Origin of the sequence: Paenibacillus ehimensis NBRC 15659, assembly GCF_004000785.1 — a bacterium.
Classification (GTDB): Bacteria; Bacillota; Bacilli; order Paenibacillales; family NBRC-103111; genus Paenibacillus_G; species Paenibacillus_G ehimensis.
Map to the genome: position 1 here is coordinate 63,724 of NZ_BILX01000026.1, position 21,655 is coordinate 85,378.

The following is a 21,655-nucleotide window of genomic DNA, read 5'->3' on the forward strand; positions in this document are numbered from 1 at the left end:
TTGAATGGAACGATGAAGGAGATTAAAACGAGGAATGTTGTGAAGGACATTAAACGTTTGGAAAGATTCCCAAACGTGTTGCATCGTGTAAAGCGTTCAAGCGCTCATGCCAAGCGGCAAGTTGATCATGACAAGACGACTTCCCAGTCTCCAGTTGAATTTGCTCAGCGCCATTCCGCAGCGGCTACGAAAAAAACAATACGTGCCCAAATGGGGATGAGTGTGCGTATCAACAAGAGATTGATCCGGCACATTCTAAAAAGGAAGCCGTTTCCAGACGGTGATTCTGTCACAAGTCAGAGTCCGATTGATGTTCATACGGAGTCATCGATTTCGCGTACACCGCGACTTGCCCGTAGGATACGTCTGCGAAAGCCGGTTGATGGAAAATACATCTTGTCTTCTGGCTCGCATTCAGGAAAACAACGATTTATACGGAGCCGGGTCAATGCCCGGCTTCTGCATCGTTCTCGAACAGGCAGCTATCCTGACTGGATGCAAAAACGGGATATCGGCCCTCTAAAACCGGTCGGGAAGAAGGAATCATTCTCCGCCGCGGTATCTCATTCAGCAAATGGACGCGTGAAACCGTTAACCCGAGTCCCGTCTACTATAATGAAACAATCAGGTCATACGATCAAACGGAAAGCGCGAAATTTCAAGACGTTAGCGCCATTTATAAAAAATGGGCATCGGCTAGATCACGCTAACGATTATTCGGATGCTTCAACTGAAGGGAGAATGGATGCTGTCAAGGAAGCTCATCGGGCTGCGCATATGGCGATATCAGCTCGCCGGTCCATTCAAACCGCGCGTGCAGCCGCGAGATTGAATCGCCTTATCGTTAAATTGCTTGTAAGAGCCACTGCCTTGCTTGTCAAGGGATTGACGGCGCTTCTGGGATTCAGCGGTTCGGTAATTGTAGTTTTGTGCATTATCATGGCGGTAGCCGCTGTCATTTCCTCTCCGTTCGGTATCTTTGTGTCTGGTGAAAATACGGATGCCGATGTAAAGCCGCTTACCCGAATCGTTCAGGAAATAGACGATGAATTCGCCGCCCGAATTGCAGATATGCAGCGATCCGCTGGCCATGTAGACCGGGTGGAATATCATTATCCCGGCAGCGCGGACAACACTAGAATTGATAACTGGATGGACATTATCGTCGTCTTTGCCGTGAAGACCGTCACAGATGCGGAAAACGGAATGGATGTGGCTACGCTTGATGCAACAAGAATCGGTATCATTCGATCGGTGTTTTGGGATATGAATTCGCTGGAATCTCGTGTTGAAACGATAGAACATAAGGAAACGGTTACGGTAGAACATGAGGACGGGAGCACCAGCGAAGAAACGATTACCCGATATGAGCGCATTTTGCATATTACCGTCACTAGCCAAACTGCGGAGCAACAGGCAGATATATATCGCTTTACAAATGAACAGATGGAATTAATGAAGGAAATGCTGTCCGAGGAGTTCCGCCCGCTCATGTATGCAATACTTGGAAAAGGTGCGGATATTGGTTTGACGCCGGAGCAGCTTGATTTGGTTCAACAGCATTTGCCCAAAGGCGAACTGGGCAGTGAAGCCGTCAAATTGGCGCTGACTCGTCTAGGCGATCCTTACAGCCAACCGAAGGCCGGGCAGGGTAATTATACGGATTGCAGCTATCTCGTCCAATGGGTTTATCGTCAGCTAGGTATTAGCTTGCTGCGAACCGCAGCTGAGCAGGCCAGATTTTGCGTGGAGAATGGCCTTACAGTAGGCGCGGCCGACTTGGTTCCGGGTGACCTTGTGTTTTGGAGCTACGAGCGTAATGGTAGATTTATGGATATTACTCACGTTGGGATTTATGCGGGTGATGGCAAAGTTGTAGATGCTTCCTCAAGTCGCGGGCAGGTGGTGTTTCGGGACTTGTTTGATTCGGATAAGCAAGTGTTGTTTGGAAGGCCGAGTCTTTCTGATTCTTCGCAACAAAATTCCTCCCTGTCGGCAGAAAAATAGCGAAAGCAAGAACCAACTTTAAAAAATGGTGCAACGGAGCGGATGTGACAAAATGGCCGGGTTACGAGTGAACGCTCATTTTTGTATTAATTTGGTTTATTTCCTGCATTCGGGTCTGCAACAAAATCAGTCCTATAGTCTATATATTTTCATTCCCTTACCATACCAGACGAAGCATGATGAAGATCGTGACAATGGAACATCCAGTTCCCTTCATTATCTGCTTCGAATGCAACAACGTACTCTTCCCCCGGCTTCAAATTCACCGTATCCTTAATAACGGAGGACCCTTCAAGCGGTTTCCCGTTTTTGTTTAGGCCTTGGAAGAAGTGCCCGTATAGGTGCATCGGATGGTCGTCGCTTATTGAGTTATTGACACGGTGAACTTTGACGGTATATCCTTATTTGATGTTTATCGGAACGGTATCCGCAGTAGTAGATGTCGTCTCTTATGTAGCAGTTTGATTGGATTTACGAAAAAAGTCATTTGTAATATGTATGCGGTGTGCCGAAGCCTTCTTCTCCTGTGTAATGACATGCGAGGCAATGGCGAGCTAACCGAATAAAAGCAGTCCTATCCAAACAACGATAGAACTGCTTTGCTTTACTTATGATCTGCTGTGCCGATTGGGTTATGGTTTAACTCCTTTTATAACGGCAGAGGCAAGGTAATCTTCCACCTTCGACCCAGGAACCCAATCTTTAATAAACGCCCTCGATTCCTCTTTCGGTTCGACCACCACATCCTTAAATCCACTTTGCGTTAGCATCGTTTTCAGCTCGTCAACGGACGAGGCCCCCGATATGCACCCCGAATAAAAAACATCCAAGTCGTTTTTGATTTCCGCCGGAAGCTCTGCCGTCATCACGACATCGGAAACGGCCAGACGACCACCGGGGCGCAAAACGCGGAACGCTTCATGAAACACTTGCTGTTTATCCGGAGAAAGATTGATGACGCAGTTGGAAATGATGACATCCATCGTTTGATCGGGAACAGGCAAATGCTCGATTTCCCCTAGCCGAAAATCGGTGTTCGTGAATCCTCCTTTGACGGCGTTATTGCGGGCGCGACTTACCATTTCCGGCGTCATATCGACCCCAATCACATGGCCGGTTTCCCCTACTTGTCGGGACGCCAAAAAACAATCGAAACCGCCGCCGCTGCCGAGGTCCAATACTACTTCTCCCGGTTTAAGCTCCGCGATGGCTTGCGGATTGCCGCAACCAAGACCAAGGTTTGCACCGTCAGGAACAGCGGTTAATTCTTCGGATGAATAGCCCAACTGCGAAGAAACGTCATCGGCCGATCCGCGGCAGCTTGAAGCTGGCGAACAGCACGAACCCGACTCCACTTTTTGTAAGGCGATTTCTTTATACCGGCTGCGTACATTTTGGCGAATTTGATCGTTCGTTATTTGATTCATGAATCTTCTCTCCTTCAACTTTTTTATCAAATCAGCAGTAGCTAGGGGTGCAACAAGCTGCTGTGTTTGCAATCGTGAGTTGCCGTCTCCAAAGGAACCGGCTCGATAACTCCGTGGGATTTTGCCATTTCCAAGCTTCCCGTGCCGAGCGCTCTATTTCACGCTGCTCCTGTTTCATAAGGTATTCCGTGGCAAACCAATTCAAGTTCATGGGAACTTGCCTCCCTACAAGTCATTTTTCACAAAACGTCGTAGTTTGCGAACAACGTATTTCGCGTCCCGCCCCACCCCCTTAATGTGGCGGAAGCAAAGGAACGCTGTCCTTCCAAGCCGACATAATACAGTCCCGGAACAGAAAGACTGATTTCGGCGGTCTGTAGCGGTTTCCCTTCGGCATCCAGCGCCCCGAGAGGGTGAAGGTAAGACAGATCGGGGCGATACCCGGTTGCAAAAATGACGGTTGCTACCGGTTCTTTCGTTCCGTCTGTCCAAACGACGCCATCGGAATAAAACGAGGTAAACATCGGCCGTTGGTCCGGCTTCCCAGCCTCTAGTCTTGCTCGGTAATCGTCCAAATCGGCAACGGAACTCGGACTTGGAGGCTTTTTGCCAAATCGCCAGAATGGAAAGGTATCTAAGCCGACAGCTCTGATCCAAAAATGAAGATCTATTCCCAATACTTTTGTTTTCGTAAGCTGAACGGGCCGAAGAACGGCGAGCAATGTATGGCTGCTGTCGGCAAGCTCTATTGCAATTTGAACCGCAGAATTTCCGCGCCCGACGACGACCACTCGTTGCCCACGGTAACGATCCGGATTGCGGTACGCGGAAGAGTGAAGGACTTCTCCTTGAAAGACTTCCTTTCCGTTTATGTTCGGCGTATAGGGATTATGAAAGGAACCGGTCGCATTGATGATCGTTCTCGTCAGATGACGTCTCCTGCAGCCGTTCGGATCGAAAAGCAGTTGTCGGTTTTCTCCACGGCAACAACCTTCTGATTCGTCCGGATCGGCAAGTCAAAACGTTGGTCATACGCCTTTAGATACTGAATCACCTCGTTTCGCAACGGGTAATGGGTCGCAGCTCCGGGTATCTTCATGCCTGGCAATGAGGATAACCGAGCTGGCGAAAACAGCTTTAGACTATCGTAATAGTGTGGCCAAGAACCGGTTGCCTGTTCGCTTGCTTCCAGGATCACAAATTGCAGCCCATTCTTCTTCAAGTAATATCCGGAAGCAAGACCGGCTTGCCCACCCCCGATAACTATTCCATCGAAAATCGCTGACATTCCAAGTCCTCCTTAGAATATTTGCAAAATGCAAGTATTATAGGAAAAAGATCACCCACAAGAAGGGGTGGAACAGCATTGGCCGGTTTTCGCCATCGCTTCGTTTAATAGCTTGATCGAGCGAATGACGGTATCTTTTTCAAAATCGTTCATGTGTGAGAAAATTTCGTTTAAATAGTCATTCATTTGCTGGTCAATCGACGCCGCAACATATTTTCCTTCTGTCGTTAAGGAAAGCAGCTTCACCCGCCGGTCATCGGGATCGGGCGTTTTCTTCACTAATTTCATCTTGATTAACGACTGGACTTGTCGGCTGAATGTCGTGATATCGGTCCCTAATGCCTCTGCTACTTGCTGGATGGAAGGCTTGTGTTGGCGATCAATTTCGTAAAGAATATGGCTTTGAATTAAGGAGATGTCGCAGCCACCGGCAGAACAGCAGTTTTTATTCAGAAAGCCAAAGCGACGAGTCATGATTTGAAATTGTTCACGTACATTTTCCACGGCGCCTCACCTCATGAAACAGTTATACAACAAATGATTGCAAGTTGCAAGTGTTTAATTTATCTGCAATGCAAAAAACAGGAACTCGGTTCTTAGACAGGATTTTTAAAATTTCATTTTTCGTATTGACTTTTTCCCATACATAAATAACAATATGGTTATATGGTTTTGGTGTGGGGTGATTATCACGACAATGGAATTTGAAAAGATAGCAGATATTCTGAAAGCTCTTGCCGATCCGACAAGGCTGAAAATCCTTTCTTTGCTCCGTGTTCGCGATTGCTGTGTGTGTGAACTGGTTCCCATCTTTAACATTTCCCAGCCAGCCATTTCCAAACATGTAAGCCGTCTAAAAACGGCGGAACTGGTCCGCGAAACGAGAAAGGGGCAATGGGTGTTTTACTCCATCAATGAGAAGCGGTTAGAGGAAATTGGTTATGCTCTGTTCCACTTGCCTGATCTATCCGAGGATCTGCGGGAATTGGAGCAACAAGGACTAACGGTTATTTGCGAGTAAAGGGGGTGTACAGCAAGTGTGTAAACAAGAGAAAAAGCGACTTTCATTTCTGGATCGCTATTTGACGTTATGGATTTTTATTTCGATGGCGATAGGAATTGGCTTGGGCTACGTATTTCCCAACTTTGTTGCCGGTTGAATGAATTTCAAGTCGGAACCACATCGATACCGATTGCGTTTGGCCTTATTTTAATGATGTATCCGCCGCTGGCGAAGGTACGATACGAAGAAATCGGTCGTGTCTTCCGAAATGGCAAAGTGTTAACCATTTCATTGATTCAAAACTGGCTCATTGGCCCGATCTTAATGTTTTTCCTGGCTATTATTTTCCTCCAAGGCTATCCGGAATATATGGTCGGCCTGATTATGATCGGTTTAGCTCGTTGTATTGCAATGGTCATCGTTTGGAACGATTTATGCAAAGGGGATGCTGAGTACGCGGCGGGACTCGTTGCTTTCAACTCGATCTTTCAAGTTTTGTTTTATTCCGTCTACACCTTTATCTTTGTTACGATTTTGCCGGGATGGTTCGGGGTGGAAGGTGTCGTTGTTGACATTACGATGGCCGAAGTTGCCAAGAGTGTGTTCATTTATCTAGGGATACCGTTTTTGACCGGAATGATTACTCGCTATTCTCTTGTAAAAGCAAAAGGACGGTCCTGGTACGAAACGGTCTTTATTCCGAAAATCAGCCCCATTACGCTGATCGCGTTATTGTTTACGATCATCGTCATGTTCTCGCTGAAAGGCGAAATGATTATCCAATTGCCGTTCGATGTCGTGAGGATCGCGATTCCGCTATTGATTTACTTTGTCGTCATGTTCTTGATCTCGTTTTTCATGGGCAAAAAAGCAGGGGCTGGTTATCCGGTGACTTCTACACTGGCTTTTACCGCCTCGGGGAATAACTTCGAGCTGGCGATTGCCGTTGCCGTCGGGGTGTTTGGTATTCATTCCGGCTCAGCATTTGCGGCCGTCATCGGTCCTCTTGTGGAAGTCCCCGTGATGATTGCCTTAGTCAACGTCGCGCTCCGATTCCAGCGGAAGTATTTTTCAAAGCAAGCAGCTTAATATAAACAGGAGGACTCATCATGTCAGAAAACAAAAAACTCGTTTATTTCCTTTGTACAGGAAACTCTTGCCGCAGCCAAATGGCGGATGGCTTTTTGAAGGCTCTCGGTACTGATCGCTACGAAGTAAAAAGCGCCGGGTTAGAGGCACATGGGCTGAATCCCCGTGCCGTCCAGGTGATGAAGGAAGCTGGCGTCGATATTAGCAGCTATACATCTGATGTCATCGATCCGGAGATTTTGAATCTGGCAGACTATGTGATTACGTTATGTGGCCATGCAGACGAACATTGTCCGGTGATTTCGAATAAAAACGTCGTGAAATGGCATTGGGGCTTCGATGATCCGGCCAAGGCGACCGGCACCGAGGAAGAAATCATGAGCCAATTTCGAGCGGTTCGGGATGCGATTAAGTCGCGTATCGAAAAGTTTCTAGCCGAAGGTCGGTAAATTTGAACGGGAATGTAAAGTTGTAGACTAAACATTGTCATTACTCCATGGGCAGGATTAAATGAGTAAAGAAAGAAATGTATCCTCACCCTTAAGCCCATTCTCGTCTACATGAGGAGTGGTTTAGGATGGATTGCTGTACATGTTAAAGCTTCTGCTTTAGAAACCATTCATCCCGACAACTCTTATTTATTTTGTTCGAACTCTGCTTACGCAACCGTATATTATAGTGGGAATCATTCGCAATCATTTGCCGAGGATGACTTGAAAGTGGCTGTGTAACAAAAGAATCCGAGCATGGGCGTGTCTGTATGTTACTGTTTCAGTTGGACGAGAGAGCGCCTCGCAGTCGATCTCATTTTTGCTTAGATAAACGATAAGATTGTTAGAACACTTTTTTATTTATCCGCTCGACAATCATGGTAACGCTGAAGTGCAAGTTGCATAGCCATTCACCTCATTTCGTCTTTAGGGCGATTTCAAATGAGATTAGGCTATGTCCTTGCTGGATCAGCCTTTAAACTGGTGATCACTTCTTTTTGAGACTCCTTGTTTGATAACGCCGCGCATTCACGGAAAGCAAAATGTTTACAACCTAGACATTTATTCAAATCCAGTTGCAATAGCGCGAAGTTAAGTGCCTCACCGGTATGTCCAAAAAAATGTTCAGCCCCAATCAGCGTATACAACCCTGTTCTCTTCAATACATCTAAAGGCTGAGCTTGAATTCCGGATACAAGAATAATCCCACCAAATTTCTCGAAATGCTTCACCAAACTGGAAAGATTTGATTCACCCGTCGTATCCATAAAAGGTACTTTTCCCATGCGCAGCAGTAACACTTTCGGTCTTAGATGAATCGAATCCATAATGGACTTTTCAAACATGTTCGCGGCGCCGAAAAAGAGGGGGCCTTCGATGGTATAGATCCCGATTTGTGGACAATCGTGGCCTTCGGTCACCATATGAGCTTTCACTTTTTCATGTTTAACTGTTGGGTCAGGCAATACCTTGGAAACCAATAACCCATCACTCATTCGTTTCACAAACAGTATAACAGCCAAAATTAATCCGACTTCAACGGCAGTCGTTAAATTCGTAAAGACCGTTAGCAAAAAGGTAATGAGAAGGACAAAAGAATCGCTCGTTTTGATTTTTAAGACGTGGGCAAATTCTTTTCGTTCGCTCATGTTCCAGGCAACCAGCATTAGAATCGGTGCCATACTAGCAAGTGGGATCTCTGATGCATAAGGTGCAAACAAAATGAGCACCAGCAATACAACAATACCATGTATAATACCTGACAGGGGTGAGATCGCACCGTTTTTGATATTGGTTGCTGTTCGTGCAATGGCTCCTGTCGCTGGTATGCCTCCAAAAAGAGGGGTTACCATATTGGCGATGCCTTGCCCAATCAGCTCCCGATTGCTGTTATGACGACTGTCGGTCATGCCGTCGGCAACAACCGCCGATAATAAAGATTCGATGCTGCCCAACATGGCAATAGTAAAGGCGGGGCGAATCAAATTTTCAATGCGATCCCAGGTTAGATCAGGGAAATGAAAATGGGGTAGGGTGCTTGGAATAGCTCCAAATGACGATCCAATCGTTGCAACTTCCCCTTTAAAGAATACGGTCGCCACTATAGTGGATACGATAAGCCCTACCAAGGAACCAGGGACCTTCGGTAAAAATTTCGGTGTTAGGAGGATAACTGCCAAACAGACGACCGCTGTGATAATACTGTAGAGATTCGTAGTTGCGAGATGCGTTACAATTTCCTTCATATTTGGTAGAAAATTCTCATGTTTCTCGATACCGCTCAAACCTAAAAAGTTGGCAATTTGTCCGCTGAAGATTATGACGGCAATTCCAGCGGTAAATCCGATGGTTACAGGGCGAGGAATAAATTTTATCAACGCACCGAGTTTAAATAGCCCCATGAGAACAAGAATAATTCCCGCCAAAAATCCTGCAAGCAATAAATTTTCGTATCCATATTCCATGACGATCGCGAAAAGGATCGGAATAAATGCACCGGTCGGGCCGCCGATTTGAAATTTAGAACCCCCGAACAAGGAAATACAGATACCGGCAACGATGGTGGTATAAATGCCATATTCCGGTTTTACACCAGCCGCAATAGCAAACGCCATCCCTAATGGAATGGCGATAATACCAACAATGAGGCCTGAAATGATATCCTTGCGGAATGCGGCCGCATGGTATCCTTCAAATCTTCCCGTCCATTTCATCTGAATTACCTTCTCTTATTCATATATTTGATTATTTGAATATAAGTGAAATGTTACTCCTGTCATCGAATAATGTCAATCATAATAATCTCGTGTCGCTCCGCATGTTTCCGGCTGCAAAACAAAAAAACAAGGAGATCCTTGATGTTACTCATGGAACCCCTTGTTTTTCAGTTTAAGATTCATTTCGAATGACCTCAAGTAATGAAATGGCATCAACGAGATGATTATCGAAGATCTGCTTTGTGACTGCGAGTAGATCTTTAATCAACGGGTCACGTAACGAATAAATGACAGAAGTACCATCCTTTAAGCCCGTCACCACATTTTTATTTCGCAATACTGCCAACTGCTGAGAAACGGCTGAACCCTCTGAGCCTAAAATACTCTGTATCTCATTTACGTTTTTATCTCCTTCACTCAGAACCTCCAGGATTCGAATCCGCATGGGATGCGCCAGCGCCTTAAAAAAATCGGCTTTAAACTGTTGGATATTTTGGTTCATTGCTAACGCCTCCTTGATCACTATACTTTTGAATATATGAATATCATAACACAACTTTACCCAAAAACATTCTGGAAAGAAGGGCATACCGGCGCATGGATTGTGATTTGGTTGCCTATACAATACACTTTATATTCAAATACCTAATTATTTGATTAAAATAACATAAGGAGTGGATACGAATGCCGGACTCTACGAGTAATGACTGATCACATCAAGATTCGTCATCCTCGCATGAATTGACTACACCTTTCATGCAGGAAAGCAGACAAACCGCGGCTTCGCCCAAGGCGAGCAAAATTGTGCGACTAAAACAATTGCATTGTCCAAAGCGGAAGGGGAAGTATTCCGTTGGGTGATGCGAACCATACCCAATTTGAAAGAATCTCTGATTTGTGTTCGATGGTAGGTGATGGAGCGACCCGCCCAATCGTTTTTGGGCGTACAGCTCTGCCGGTGACTCGACCTGCTCTGCTATGTATGGAATGACTGCTTTGGGCACTTCGAATTTATGGAAGGGGAATCGCGCTTCATATTGGAAATGGAGTTGTCAAAAAAAGTGCAGTTTGAAAACACCCTCATACAGAAAACCCGTTACTAAGCTGCCTGTGACAGCATTCTTTCGCGATAAATAGCTGGGGGCCAGCCCCTGGATTAGAGGTGTAGATCCGCTGTCTGTTGTAGTAGACCATGATGTATCTGAAGATGATCGATTTAATATAGGCCATCGGATAGCGCTCCGTGTTGATCTTGTACAGCTTTTCTTTCTTTAGCGTAGCAAAAAAGCTTTCCATCCTTGCTTTGTCAAGCAACGCCCTGTGCCGCTCATGCTCTGAATGGCATCTCGTTTTGCTAGACGCTCTCGGAATGCATGGCTTGTGAATTGACTGCCTCGATCGCTGTGAAATATCATTCCGCGAGCATTCTTTGCTTTACAAGCGTTCTCAAAGGCCTGAATGCAGAGTTCCTTGCGCATGTTGTCGTCCATGGCGAGGCCCACGATCTCGCCGTTGAAACAATCCAGTACCGCGCATAGATATAACTTGCCGTCTAAACAAGGGACTTCGGTGATATCCGATAGCCACTTTTGGTTGGGTCCTGAGGATTTGAAGTCTCTCTGGATTAGGTTCTCGCTCTTGTGAGCTGCGGCATCCTCGCATGTAATACCGTTTGGATGACGTTTGGTTTTCTTCAGCAGGCCATGCTTCTTCATGATTCGGTAGACGGTGCTGTAGCTGGTCGTGATCTCTATTTGGGACAGCGCCAGCAGAATACGCTGGACACCGTAATTTCGGTTGTCTTCATGCTCTCCAATGATGTCTTTGATTTTGACCAGAAGAAGTTGCTGCCGCTCCTGTTTCGGTGTGGGCTTCAAGCTACGGTAATAGCCCGATTCGCTGACAGCAAGTACTTTGCACATTTCCTTGACGGTCCACTGATCCCGTCGTTCACGGATGTAAGCATAGAGCTGGCATGCCTTTACCGCTTCCGGTCTTTTGCGAAAAAACCGAGTGCATCCTTGAGAATTTCATTCGCGCGGCGCAACTCGCCTATCTCTCTTTCTAATTCGATTTCACGCGCAGTCTTATCGGCAGATGCATAAGCGCGTCCGCTCCCGATATGCGCTCCGTCACCGTGCAGGATTCTTCGCTTTCTCCATTCCTGCAAGGTATAGTAGGATACACCTAACTGCTCGGCGGTTTTCTTGGGTCCAATCTCATCGCTCAATCTTACTGCTTCTTCTTTGAATGCTTTGTCGTATCGATTCATTGTCTCTCGTCCCCTCGTCAGCTTTCATTTTATTTCATATGAGGGGGTTTTTCGACTGCATTTTTATCGTAGCACTCCATATTTGATTGTATCAAAAAATGGAAGCCGCGGAGGGGAGTTTTTTGGGCAAGCAGTTCCGATTTTACCCTAAAAATGAAATGAATATTAGAGGGACATTATTCAACCTCTCATTGCTCCTTGAAAACTAAATACAATCTTATCCGGTACGTTCCCCGCATGGCCTGGAAGGATAGCCAAATTGCAGGTGCGCCACGACCATTTTGCCGATTTATTTCTATATGTCTTTCATCAGAAACGGCAACCTGCGAGCGATTTTCCCATGCAATAAAAAATGGTGGTTCCATTTAAGGCGAAGACCCATGCGGAGGGATAATGATACTTCCGTCCAGCCACAGTTCATCGCAATGGGGGCGGCTTGCAGCGATCCTGGAAGAGGTTTGAACCCTATGAGGACGGCTAACCACTGTCCGCCGGATAAGATTTTTGAGAGAAGCAACCAAAACAGAGGCGGAAACAGAGATGCGCATACGCGATTATGTTTGTTGCGCATCTCTGTTTTTCAACTTTTCTGGATTAATGGGAGGTTTTTATGAACCATAAACTCATCCGATACAGCATGCAAATCGCTATGATAAGACAATTGCTGGCATTATCTTTGATTACCGAAAACGAATTTCATTTGATAAAGAACAAAACGATGCGGGATTACGGCATCATTTCGGACCTTACTTCTTGATTCGCACATTTGTCGGTCCGCCCATCTCTTATTAAACTGATGGCAAGTAAATAAGAATGGAGGACAACACCATGGCTCTCGAAGTAGAAGTAATTAAAGCAAGTCGGAAAATATCGGATCGAAACGCCGGAAAGTTATCGGATATTCTTCGCGTCGCCCCTTATGCCCGCGTAAGTACCGACACCGAGGAGCAATTGAGCAGCTACAAGTCGCAAGTCGCCTATTACACCGATCTCGTTAGCAAACGAAGCGACTGGGTGCTGGTTGATATTTATGCAGATGAAGCCATAACCGGTACTCAGGTAACGAAGCGCGAGGATTTTCAACGCATGATTAACGATTGTATGGACGGGAAAATTGATATGATCATCACGAAGTCTATCTCCAGGTTTGCAAGAAATACGCTGGACACGTTGAAATACGTCCGTATGCTGAAGGAAAAGAACATCGCCGTATTTTTTGAAGACGAAAATATCAATACGCTGACGATGGACGGCGAATTGTTGCTCGTCATTTTAAGCTCCGTAGCGCAGCAGGAAGTGGAGAACATCTCCGCGAACGTGAAAAAAGGTCTGAAGATGAAAATGAAGCGCGGCGAACTGGTGGGCTTTCAAAGCTGTCTGGGATACGATTACGATGTGAATACGAAAACGATAACCGTTAATCAAAAAGAAGCCAAAATCGTCCGCTATATTTTTGAACGATACACATCGGGAATCGGCGCTTACGTTATTGCAAAGGAACTGACTGAGGCTGGACATAAAACCAAGTACGGAAGAGTCGAATGGCAGGACACAACCATTCTTGGTATCATAAAGAATGAGAAGTACAAAGGCGACTTGTTGCAAGGAAAGACATTTACCGTCGATCCCATTTCCAAGAGAAGACTGGACAATTACGGCGAGGAAGATCAGTTTTATGTCAAAAATCATCATGAGCCGATTGTTAGCGAGGAAGTATTTGAGAAGGCGCAGGACATATTGCATCGAAGAGGCGAGAATCATCGCCGCGGCGCAAAAGGCAAGCGGGACAAGTACAGCAGAAAATTTGCTTTCAGCAGCAAGTTGGAATGTGCTTTCTGCGGAAGCAATCTCTCGCGGCGGAACTGGCACAGCGGAACCTCGCATGAAAAGGTGATTTGGCAGTGCGTGACAGCTACGAAAAAAGGGAAGAAATACTGCTCTCACAGCAAAGCCTTGGAGGAAAAGCTGATTGAGGGTGCTTTTGTCGAATCGTACAAATTGGTGTGCCGCAACAATTCGGATGTGCTGGACGAGCTTATGAAAAGAATGGGGTCCGTGTTTAGTGACCAAAATAATCAAAAGCGACTGAACAAAATTATTAGCGATATTGAGGCCATGGAGCAAAAACGTTGCAAACTGATTGATTTGTGCCTGGATGAGAAAATAGACAGGGCTACTTACGAACAGAAGTATATGGAGCTCGATACTTCGCTTACTAAATTGCTCGAAGAAAAGGAACAGTTGGAGCAATCCGCGCAAGAAGAAATTGATTTGGGAAAACGGCTTGAACATTTTCGCAAAGTGCTTCAAACGAATGAGGTTCTGACCGCATTCGACCGGAACGTATTCGAGAGCATCGTTGATAAAGTGATTATTGGGGAGAACCCCGATCAAGGTAGTCCCGAGCCGTATAAACTGACCTTCGTCTACAAAACCGGCTTTCATAACAGCATCCAAAGCAAGATGCATAAGCAAAAAAAGTCCATGCGAAGTGAAAGGGGGAAAGTGCCTTCCTATTCCGAGCACAATACATGTGGAGTGCGTGGTAAGGATGTATCGGGAGGATTGAACTTTATAAACTGAGTTATTTATATGGAGAACTTCCTGAGTAGGAGGTTCTTTTTTTCATCCTTTCTCCATTTTTGAATATACTATTTTGGGTATCATTGGTATTATTGTATTGAAGCACATTAATACTGGGACGTTTTATTTTGCGCGAGGTGAGAAGATGCAAATTGCTAAGCAAAGAATCCTATTGTTTATTCTTAAGCTAATCATACTTGGACCTTTTTGGTATTTTGCATTCTCAATTTTGGATAACGGAAAAGGAGATTGGAACTTTTTTGCACTTTATTCATTTGTAGCACTTTTGGTTGGGACTCTCTACGCTGATGTAAAGAATGAAATTAGTTGGGGATCGAAACGGAATATAATACTTTCACATATCGTTGTATTCAGTGTATTTCCTGTACTTGGATTTCTTTTTCACTCCGATACTACGTTAAATTTTCTCGTGGGCCTTGTCATTTTACTTGGGATTGATTTGTATGTGTTTGTTGCAGGTATGGTCTTCAAAAAATTGTATGGATAAAAAATCAACAAAATGTCCGCCCTTTAAAAGTCTCATTTTATGAGAATTGTTATTAGATTGTGTTTGTAACAAACTGATTCGATAACAATATCGATTAAAGATGACTTTCGAATACTCACACTTTCTCAACTTTTACAATTAATCAGTTTCTTCTTGCTGTCTAGACTCTATATATCCTCGAATATCCTGACTCATTTTTGAAAAATCATTTTGGAATTCTGCGAAAGTTTTTGTTAGATGATGAATTCCATTGATACGAATTGTTCCAATTCCTTTGTATACATTAGCATCTAGTGTGTAGCTCAATCTATACTGTTTACCATGACTATCTTCAAACACTAAGTGAACATTTATTTTTGGAAAATCTCCTTGTGCTGACTTAAGTTCTAATAATGATCCATAAAACATCTCTAACTTCTGACCAGGCGCTAATGTAGCTACGCCATTCTGTAAAATATAGGATTTTTTCAATTCATTTTCTTTTGTAATCTCATTTAGATACTCTATTTCTATATGTGTATTCTTAGCTACATTGATCCCTATATTTTTAATATTGAAATTTAAAACATTGTGAGCTGGCATATCGAAATACGCAATGACGTTCGGCATATTAGCTAATTCACGCGACTTTTCAGCCTCTTCATACACCCCTTCATTTGCTTTCAATATGCTCTTAGTAAATAACACATAGAAACCGGTTAAAAAAATCATAACAATTGCACTGATGCTTTGGATAATCCCAGAATTGCTATTAATCCAGTCTATCATGTTCACACAACCTTTCCCAATAAAAATGATATTTTATACGATCATAATATAGATTCATTATTGGTTTCTTGCATCAACAGAACTCTTCCATTCACCTGATCTAACTCTTCTAAATATTTCTCTCCTAATTTTTTCTCGATAGTCTTTTAGATCAATGGTAATTTTCTTTTCAAATGAACAATGTTCGCAAACCAAGAGATTACCATATGGATAATATCGCTCATGTTCAGAAACCAAAAAACCTTTGCAATTATTACATGTTGGAACTGGTGAATTTTTAGGAAGCGTGTAACCTGATGATGATGGAATCCACTTCCACTCCCATTTGATCCCATCGATAATATCTTCTTTGTAAGTGGAGAATGGGTTAAAGTCTTTCTCAATATCCGCATTTTTAATTAGTTTTCGAACAATAACAAATAAAATAATAGAGACTATTATTATCCATAACGAAATTTTAAAATTAAAAATCGAGAGAATGAATTCCCATATTAGAAACAATGAATTAAGGATCGAAACAGATTTTAAATATGCAACAATGGGGGTAATAATCCCCAATGTAATAAATGATGTTATTGACCCTACTATTATTGGGTGTTTAAAGAAATTCTTCATTCTCTGCTCCCAAAAATATATGATATCTTCGCTTATATCCTAGTCATTAAACCTATACTTATGAAATCGTCATATTATTGGCATGTCATTCTTCTGAAACCAATTGTTATATGCATTGTAAATCGCTTGCCCTGCTAGAGCATAGGGAACAAATTTCCTATCAAATTCGGATTCATTAATCATTGGCTACATTGAAATACAGCCAATACGCAATCAATTCAGGCAAATTTTCTTTTCCGCTATCATCAATCTGATATTGCTCTCGCAAAACATCATTGAAATGCAACGAAAGTTCATGAGTTCCCTCATATTTCTCGTTCAATTTAGTCATAAGTTGCTCATAATAATCTGCATATATAGGATCTTCTAACTTTGCAATTGCAGTCATCGCTGATGCAGCCACAATATGTCGGAAGAGTTTTTCATGTCGTCCATCTAAAAACTTATTATCCTGATCTACTTCAATTGCTTTATCGTGTATGTCATACGATAAGGTAGCCACTTGGACAAATAGTGCACTAACAGATAATTCATTTGCCATCTTCTTTTTCTTCCAGAACATAAGAGGCTCACCTTCTTCCGTGTAAATCATTATTATTACACATTTTCAAGGTCCTTCACTTTCTGCAATCTTACTTTAAATCGTTCCAGTTTGGGATACTTATCACTTCTTTCATCACTCACAAATGTTTCAAACACATATATTGCATGAGTGAGAACTCTAATTTCATCTTTATACTGCTTTCGTTTTCTATATAATATAGATAATCTATCATATGGGCCGTTCCCATCGAAATTTGCTTGTAATGCTCTTTCATAAAATAATATTGCTTTATCTATATCGCCCTTTGCTTCCAGTTCTCTTGCTTTTAAGTTCCATTCAAAGCCTTCATCTTTTGCCATTGAAACATCTCCTATCAACCGTTATTTGCTCGCTTCATTGTTTGCAAATGCCATTAGGAATGCAGCGTAGTTAAAGATACGTTTCTTCTGCTCCCTAGTCAACACTTTTCCTTGGTAGGTAAAATTTATATGAGTTACAGATGTGTGCACTTCCCTGTAGACTTGCTTTTCAACAACCTTAATTTCATCTAAAGAGTCAATAAATCTGTACCCACTATCGTATAATTTATCAAAGCATTCAATAAGAACATCTTGTATCAAAGCGCTCACTTCCCAGGAAAGAGTCATTTTATTTAAAGTCGACGATCTTAACATTCCTTAAAAAATCATCCACAGTCTCTCTTACCATCACAAAAACGGAAGAGGCTAGCACAAAAAGAGAGACTTTCTTCAATTCCCACTCTTCATGAGTTTTATTTAATCCTATAGACAATAAAAATTTTCTACTGAAACTTTCAGCGATTAAAAGGGTAATTAAATCCTGATTCATTTCAGTTACGCTCTTAAGTTCTGATGTATATTGTTCTAGGTCATTTGTAAATTTATTTTCAAAAAATAATAAAGCGTGTTCATCATATCCCATGTCCTCAAACGCCAGTCTTGTTCCCTGAGAGACAATAAAGCCGACATCATAAGAGCTAATTTTGTATTTTTTCTCTAGCGCAATCGACATAAACGTAAAGTTCAGTGCAACAAACCTGAACAAAAACAATTCAGAATTGATAAATCCAATTTCTTTCTCAGAAAACTTTTGATGAACCTCTTCAAACTGCCATAATCTTGTTGAGGTAAATTAAGTAAAGTTGCGGCGATCATTCTTGTTGTTTGACCAAAATGCATTTTCTTTTTCCCTATTCCAAACAAGAAGCATCACTCCATCCCTCATGAAAATGACATTTCATAGTCATTTAGATACATACAACGTTACTTCCGTTTCATTTTCTTTTTCTTCATCTATAAAGAACACGACATCATGAACTTTAAATTCGCTCTTCGCTCTAAACAAAAAAATCGAACTCCCAATTTGAGGAATGTTATTCATTTCAACTACACTTATGATTTTTTTTGCTGTTAAATCAATAATTGTTACTTTCATTCTCCAGTAGACATCCTTTCTACTCTTATGAAATTGACCTTTCATTTCATAAAACAATTACATTTTTAAGAACTGAATTGTTAGTTGTAATTATATCGTTCAAGAAAATCAATAATTTTCAGAGAATTATATGATTTTGCAATATCTATTGGTGTTCTCCCTAGGCTATCCCTTAAATCTACGTCTGCTCCATTGTCTAGCAAGAATTTAATCATGTCTATGGGTTCTTCCCCGAGTTCTCCACTCGTTTGAATTGTCCCATCAATCGATAAGTCTATAGCTTGATGTAAGAGGGTCCATCCGCCAGAACTTTGGAAATTTACGTCAGCCCCATTATTAAGCAGAAATTCGATTATATCTTTTTTGTCATTTTCTACAGCGTACAAGAGCAATGTCCAACCTGATTCGCTCTTACAATTAATATCAATTCCTACTGATAAGGCATTCTTTATGTAATCGATATCACCCGTAGCAGCAGCTTTAAATATATTGTTCATAGGCATTCCACCTGAATTTAGAGTTAAGGTGCACTTTCATTTAGATAACCTGCTTGCAAGCTGCCTAATTAGTACTAGATCTTCATCACTTAATATATATTCATCAATAACTTGATCAAGTTTATCTTCACGACTAAGTAACCAGTCAATGGACACATCCAACTCTTTTGAGATCGAAACTAACTGCTCTAAATTCGGCTCATAACTACCGGATTCCCACTTTGAAATAGTTGCATTATTTACACGAAGACGTTGTGCAAGTTGAATTTGAGTCAATCCCTTCCTAGTCCTAACTTTTCTTAAATTCTTAGCTAACGTCTTCATGTTAATTCCTCATTTCATGATGAAAGTCAGTTTTCATTAACTTTTAAAAAACTTATAACTCTTTTATTTAGAAAAAAGTTATGGTTTCAATGTCCTAAACACATCATCATATACGCGAACTTTTAGTCTTGCAGTTATTTGCTGATTTTCATATCTTGCCTCAATTACTACTCGCAAAGGATAAACCTTGGTTTCGGTTGCAGCAATATATGTCCTTGGCACAACAACATTTTCTAATAGATAAATATACGCTTCCCCATCTCTTGTGTATCGAACAGTTTTGGATACTCCACAATTTTCTCTGACTGGAGAGAATAATTTTCTGTGCGCCTCTCTTAGTTCATTTATTGTATCAATCATTTTGCGAGGATTGTTGTATTGTCTATTGGCATCATGGAATCCAAATGCAATACCTTTATCAATTTCTGAAACAAGATTCCAATACCGTTCAATATCATCACTAAACAATACATCTATAAATTCACTAGCGAACTGCGATTGATCAGGAGTGAGTTCAGCAGTGTATGCAAAATCTTTATTTGTTAACATTTAAATTCCTCCCCTTTAAACTAGTATTTCATTCTAAATCTTTTTAAGGATAGCAAGTTATTAAAAGTTTTACTTCGGGACACTCTCCGTCAATATAACCAACATTAAGTATAATCCCGTCATTAAAAGCACCTGCAATTGTTGCATAGGTCCACGTGTTTCCGGTCAAAGGACTTTTTAATAAATAAGCTGTACCGTTATCTTCCACTTTATTATTGTATTGTGTTATGCATACTGCGCTTCCTGATCCTGAAGTCTCTATTTCAGAAGTACATTTAGAAACCCCTAAGTTATTAATTGCATAGGTATCGATTTTAATATGCCTCGGTCTAAAGCCAACCCCCGAAATGTTCCAGATTCCGGTATTCCTTATCATTTTTATAGTCAATGAAACAGGCTTCTGAGCGTAACCATAATTACTATCAAAGATTACGCTTTCATTCAAAAATGTGTTATTATCCCAGACCCTAACCGGAGCAATTTTATTTCCTTCAAGGTAATTCCCAACAAATATTATGCCGCTCATCGAAGTAGTACTTGTTCCGTATCTCATAGTCCCTATGCCGTATAATTGTATTTTTTTATTTATATCGGAATTGTTATCTGTGAAAATGTTCCCAATAATAGAACCTCTAATTGCACCATTAGGCGAACTATCTGAAAATCTAAACAAAAGTCCGCATTTCTGTTCATTTGATCCATTACCTTTACCATTGTTGTTGCAAATATTCCCTTGTATTATAAAGCTATCGGGGTCAGCAATACCTATTCCAGCTTCATCACAGTTAGTAATATTGTTATTCGCTATTATAATGCCTCTTCCGCTGCACTCTATTCCAAATCCTGCAATATTAACTATGTAAGCATTATTAATTCTGTTATTAAAAATATTGATATTTGTAGCATTGTAATCAATAAAAATGGAACTCTCTCCACAACTTTCAAAAATATTACCTTGTATTAGTCCGCCTTTCGCAAAAAAATAAATACCACTCCAGTTGCAATGATCAAAAATGCACTCGCTTATTGTTATATTAGTGTTTGTATAAGTGGGGGCTTCTCCAACCCAGATAGCGGGTTTTGATGGATGGCTAGAAAGACTTTTGGCCGTTTTCCCCGTATCATAAAAAAGACATTTAGTGACATTTCCATTAGTCGTATTGGAAAAACCAAGACACATCCCTCCTGTTGTTCTAAAAGAACAGTTGCTTATATTTATTCTTTTATTATTTTCCAACCAGAAAATCGTATCAGGATTATTGATGTTTCCAGTGAACTCAATTCCCATTAATACAAAATCAGTAGTATTCCTAATGGAAAATGTAGTACCGATTGAAAGTGTTGAAATTACTGTTGCATTTGTATTCGAAATGACCCCTTTAATTTTGTTACCGATTTGTATCTCTGAGCTAACTTGATATTTACCTGATGGAAAATATATTACCCCACCATAACTAGAATTTGTCGCAGCCGCTACTGCATCCTTTATAGCTTTAGTAGCATCATCGCCATTACCAATGGCTCCATAATCTTTTATGTTGTATACATCACTGGATTGAATAACGTTGTTACTATACACAGAATTTGTAACAGTTTGAGCAGAAACACTAATTGCATCAGTAGTTAAAAGAGCGATTCCAGCCATCCCGATTGAACCAATTAAATCTCTTCGTGTAATGATTCTATTTTCCAATAATCTCACCTCTTACAATTTATGTTGCTTATTACTTAGAATGAAAATGTCTTAATATCAATCTATTTCACCTTAACCAAGAGTATCCTGTCCCCAAATCCGCCGCGCTTCTCTTTCTTCTCCTGCCTTACTCGTTCAAACTCCTCTATACTGATCCCCTTATGCTCCAATATGGCATAAACAATCTCAACCAAATCAGCCAATTCCGTTATTTGCTCATCTTCCCCAGCCTCTATAAATTCATCGAGCTCCTCTTGAAGCTTAATATTCAACATTTTTATGTATTCCGTGTCATCTAAAACTCTAATTTCAGCTTGTTTCTCTGG

General features: G+C 41.8%; 22 protein-coding genes and 3 pseudogenes. 6 read left to right on the plus strand and 19 right to left on the minus strand.

Annotated elements, in window-relative coordinates; genetic code table 11:
* The first annotated feature begins 12 nt into the window (after nucleotides 1-12).
* Nucleotides 13-2,007: a C40 family peptidase gene (locus tag PEH01S_RS35150; RefSeq protein ID WP_211373348.1), complete on the plus strand. Its 1,995-nt coding sequence runs from the start codon at nucleotides 13-15 to the stop codon at nucleotides 2,005-2,007.
* Nucleotides 2,008-2,159: 152 nt separating this feature from the next.
* Here PEH01S_RS35150 and PEH01S_RS16650 read toward each other — a convergent pair.
* The 4 genes and pseudogenes from PEH01S_RS16650 to PEH01S_RS16665 all read right to left on the minus strand — a co-directional run.
* A pseudogene (locus PEH01S_RS16650) lies at nucleotides 2,160-2,444 on the minus strand (multicopper oxidase domain-containing protein); the annotation flags it as partial.
* Nucleotides 2,445-2,639: 195 nt separating this feature from the next.
* Nucleotides 2,640-3,434: an arsenite methyltransferase gene (locus tag PEH01S_RS16655; RefSeq protein ID WP_110843133.1), complete on the minus strand. Its 795-nt coding sequence runs from the start codon at nucleotides 3,432-3,434 to the stop codon at nucleotides 2,640-2,642.
* Nucleotides 3,435-3,659: 225 nt separating this feature from the next.
* Nucleotides 3,660-4,722, minus strand: a pseudogene (locus tag PEH01S_RS16660) (NAD(P)-binding domain-containing protein).
* Between the two features lie 51 nt (nucleotides 4,723-4,773).
* Complete coding sequence (locus PEH01S_RS16665; protein ID WP_110843134.1) at nucleotides 4,774-5,226, minus strand: MarR family winged helix-turn-helix transcriptional regulator; 453 nt, start codon at nucleotides 5,224-5,226, stop codon at nucleotides 4,774-4,776.
* Nucleotides 5,227-5,419: 193 nt separating this feature from the next.
* On the opposite strand from PEH01S_RS16665, the gene PEH01S_RS16670 reads away from it, so the two are divergent.
* The 3 genes and pseudogenes from PEH01S_RS16670 to arsC all read left to right on the plus strand — a co-directional run bounded on the left by PEH01S_RS16670 (nucleotide 5,420) and on the right by arsC (nucleotide 7,263).
* Nucleotides 5,420-5,743, plus strand: a complete 324-nt coding sequence (locus PEH01S_RS16670) for an ArsR/SmtB family transcription factor (protein WP_110843135.1) — start codon at nucleotides 5,420-5,422, stop codon at nucleotides 5,741-5,743.
* Nucleotides 5,744-5,828: 85 nt separating this feature from the next.
* Nucleotides 5,829-6,814, plus strand: a pseudogene (gene arsB / locus PEH01S_RS16675) (ACR3 family arsenite efflux transporter).
* 20 nt (nucleotides 6,815-6,834) lie between these two features.
* The gene (arsC, locus tag PEH01S_RS16680) at nucleotides 6,835-7,263 is read left to right on the plus strand and encodes an arsenate reductase (thioredoxin) (protein ID WP_110843136.1); all 429 of its coding nucleotides are present in this window, start codon (nucleotides 6,835-6,837) and stop codon (nucleotides 7,261-7,263) included.
* Nucleotides 7,264-7,757: 494 nt separating this feature from the next.
* Here arsC and PEH01S_RS16685 read toward each other — a convergent pair whose 3' ends face one another.
* The 4 genes from PEH01S_RS16685 to PEH01S_RS16710 all read right to left on the minus strand — a co-directional run bounded on the left by PEH01S_RS16685 (nucleotide 7,758) and on the right by PEH01S_RS16710 (nucleotide 11,793).
* A complete protein-coding gene (locus PEH01S_RS16685) occupies nucleotides 7,758-9,518 on the minus strand; it encodes a SulP family inorganic anion transporter (protein ID WP_110843137.1) in 1,761 nt (586 codons plus the stop codon).
* Nucleotides 9,519-9,693: 175 nt separating this feature from the next.
* Nucleotides 9,694-10,023, minus strand: coding sequence for an ArsR/SmtB family transcription factor (locus tag PEH01S_RS16690; RefSeq protein WP_036684721.1), 330 nt, complete (start codon nucleotides 10,021-10,023; stop codon nucleotides 9,694-9,696).
* A 769-nt stretch (nucleotides 10,024-10,792) separates the two neighbouring features.
* Nucleotides 10,793-11,479, minus strand: a complete 687-nt coding sequence (locus PEH01S_RS16705) for an IS3 family transposase (RefSeq protein ID WP_110843138.1) — start codon at nucleotides 11,477-11,479, stop codon at nucleotides 10,793-10,795.
* A gap of 23 nt (nucleotides 11,480-11,502) precedes the next feature.
* Nucleotides 11,503-11,793 (minus strand): transposase, encoded by a 291-nt coding sequence (locus PEH01S_RS16710; RefSeq protein ID WP_110843139.1) that lies wholly within the window; start codon nucleotides 11,791-11,793, stop codon nucleotides 11,503-11,505.
* A gap of 828 nt (nucleotides 11,794-12,621) precedes the next feature.
* Here PEH01S_RS16710 and PEH01S_RS16720 point away from each other — a divergent pair.
* Both PEH01S_RS16720 and PEH01S_RS16725 read left to right on the plus strand, forming a co-directional pair.
* Complete coding sequence (locus PEH01S_RS16720) at nucleotides 12,622-14,376, plus strand: recombinase family protein (RefSeq protein ID WP_127486807.1); 1,755 nt, start codon at nucleotides 12,622-12,624, stop codon at nucleotides 14,374-14,376.
* A 145-nt stretch (nucleotides 14,377-14,521) separates the two neighbouring features.
* On the plus strand, nucleotides 14,522-14,884 hold the full coding sequence (locus tag PEH01S_RS16725; RefSeq protein WP_127486809.1) for a hypothetical protein: 363 nt from the start codon (nucleotides 14,522-14,524) through the stop codon (nucleotides 14,882-14,884).
* 138 nt (nucleotides 14,885-15,022) lie between these two features.
* On the opposite strand, the gene PEH01S_RS16730 is transcribed toward PEH01S_RS16725, so the two are convergent.
* The 11 genes from PEH01S_RS16730 to PEH01S_RS16780 all read right to left on the minus strand — a co-directional run.
* Entirely contained in the window at nucleotides 15,023-15,652 is a 630-nt protein-coding gene (locus tag PEH01S_RS16730; protein WP_127486811.1) for a hypothetical protein, read from the minus strand.
* Nucleotides 15,653-15,709: 57 nt separating this feature from the next.
* Nucleotides 15,710-16,267 (minus strand): hypothetical protein, encoded by a 558-nt coding sequence (locus tag PEH01S_RS16735; RefSeq protein WP_127486813.1) that lies wholly within the window; start codon nucleotides 16,265-16,267, stop codon nucleotides 15,710-15,712.
* A 175-nt stretch (nucleotides 16,268-16,442) separates the two neighbouring features.
* Nucleotides 16,443-16,829 carry a hypothetical protein gene (locus tag PEH01S_RS16740; RefSeq protein ID WP_127486815.1) on the minus strand — a complete coding sequence of 129 codons (387 nt, stop codon included), beginning with the start codon at nucleotides 16,827-16,829 and terminating at the stop codon, nucleotides 16,443-16,445.
* 35 nt (nucleotides 16,830-16,864) lie between these two features.
* The gene (locus PEH01S_RS16745; RefSeq protein ID WP_127486817.1) at nucleotides 16,865-17,170 is read right to left on the minus strand and encodes a hypothetical protein; all 306 of its coding nucleotides are present in this window, start codon (nucleotides 17,168-17,170) and stop codon (nucleotides 16,865-16,867) included.
* 289 nt (nucleotides 17,171-17,459) lie between these two features.
* Nucleotides 17,460-17,843, minus strand: a complete 384-nt coding sequence (locus PEH01S_RS16750) for a hypothetical protein (RefSeq protein WP_127486819.1) — start codon at nucleotides 17,841-17,843, stop codon at nucleotides 17,460-17,462.
* A 231-nt stretch (nucleotides 17,844-18,074) separates the two neighbouring features.
* The gene (locus PEH01S_RS16755) at nucleotides 18,075-18,266 is read right to left on the minus strand and encodes a hypothetical protein (protein ID WP_127486821.1); all 192 of its coding nucleotides are present in this window, start codon (nucleotides 18,264-18,266) and stop codon (nucleotides 18,075-18,077) included.
* An 80-nt stretch (nucleotides 18,267-18,346) separates the two neighbouring features.
* The gene (locus PEH01S_RS16760; protein WP_164827887.1) at nucleotides 18,347-18,763 is read right to left on the minus strand and encodes an ankyrin repeat domain-containing protein; all 417 of its coding nucleotides are present in this window, start codon (nucleotides 18,761-18,763) and stop codon (nucleotides 18,347-18,349) included.
* Nucleotides 18,764-18,799: 36 nt separating this feature from the next.
* A complete protein-coding gene (locus PEH01S_RS16765) occupies nucleotides 18,800-19,087 on the minus strand; it encodes a helix-turn-helix domain-containing protein (RefSeq protein WP_127486825.1) in 288 nt (95 codons plus the stop codon).
* Between the two features lie 78 nt (nucleotides 19,088-19,165).
* A complete protein-coding gene (locus tag PEH01S_RS16770) occupies nucleotides 19,166-19,636 on the minus strand; it encodes a hypothetical protein (protein WP_127486827.1) in 471 nt (156 codons plus the stop codon).
* 43 nt (nucleotides 19,637-19,679) lie between these two features.
* Nucleotides 19,680-21,329 carry a right-handed parallel beta-helix repeat-containing protein gene (locus PEH01S_RS16775; protein ID WP_127486829.1) on the minus strand — a complete coding sequence of 550 codons (1,650 nt, stop codon included), beginning with the start codon at nucleotides 21,327-21,329 and terminating at the stop codon, nucleotides 19,680-19,682.
* A 62-nt stretch (nucleotides 21,330-21,391) separates the two neighbouring features.
* On the minus strand, nucleotides 21,392-21,655 hold a 264-nt coding region (locus tag PEH01S_RS16780; RefSeq protein ID WP_127486831.1), incomplete at its 5' end, for a nucleoside triphosphate pyrophosphohydrolase.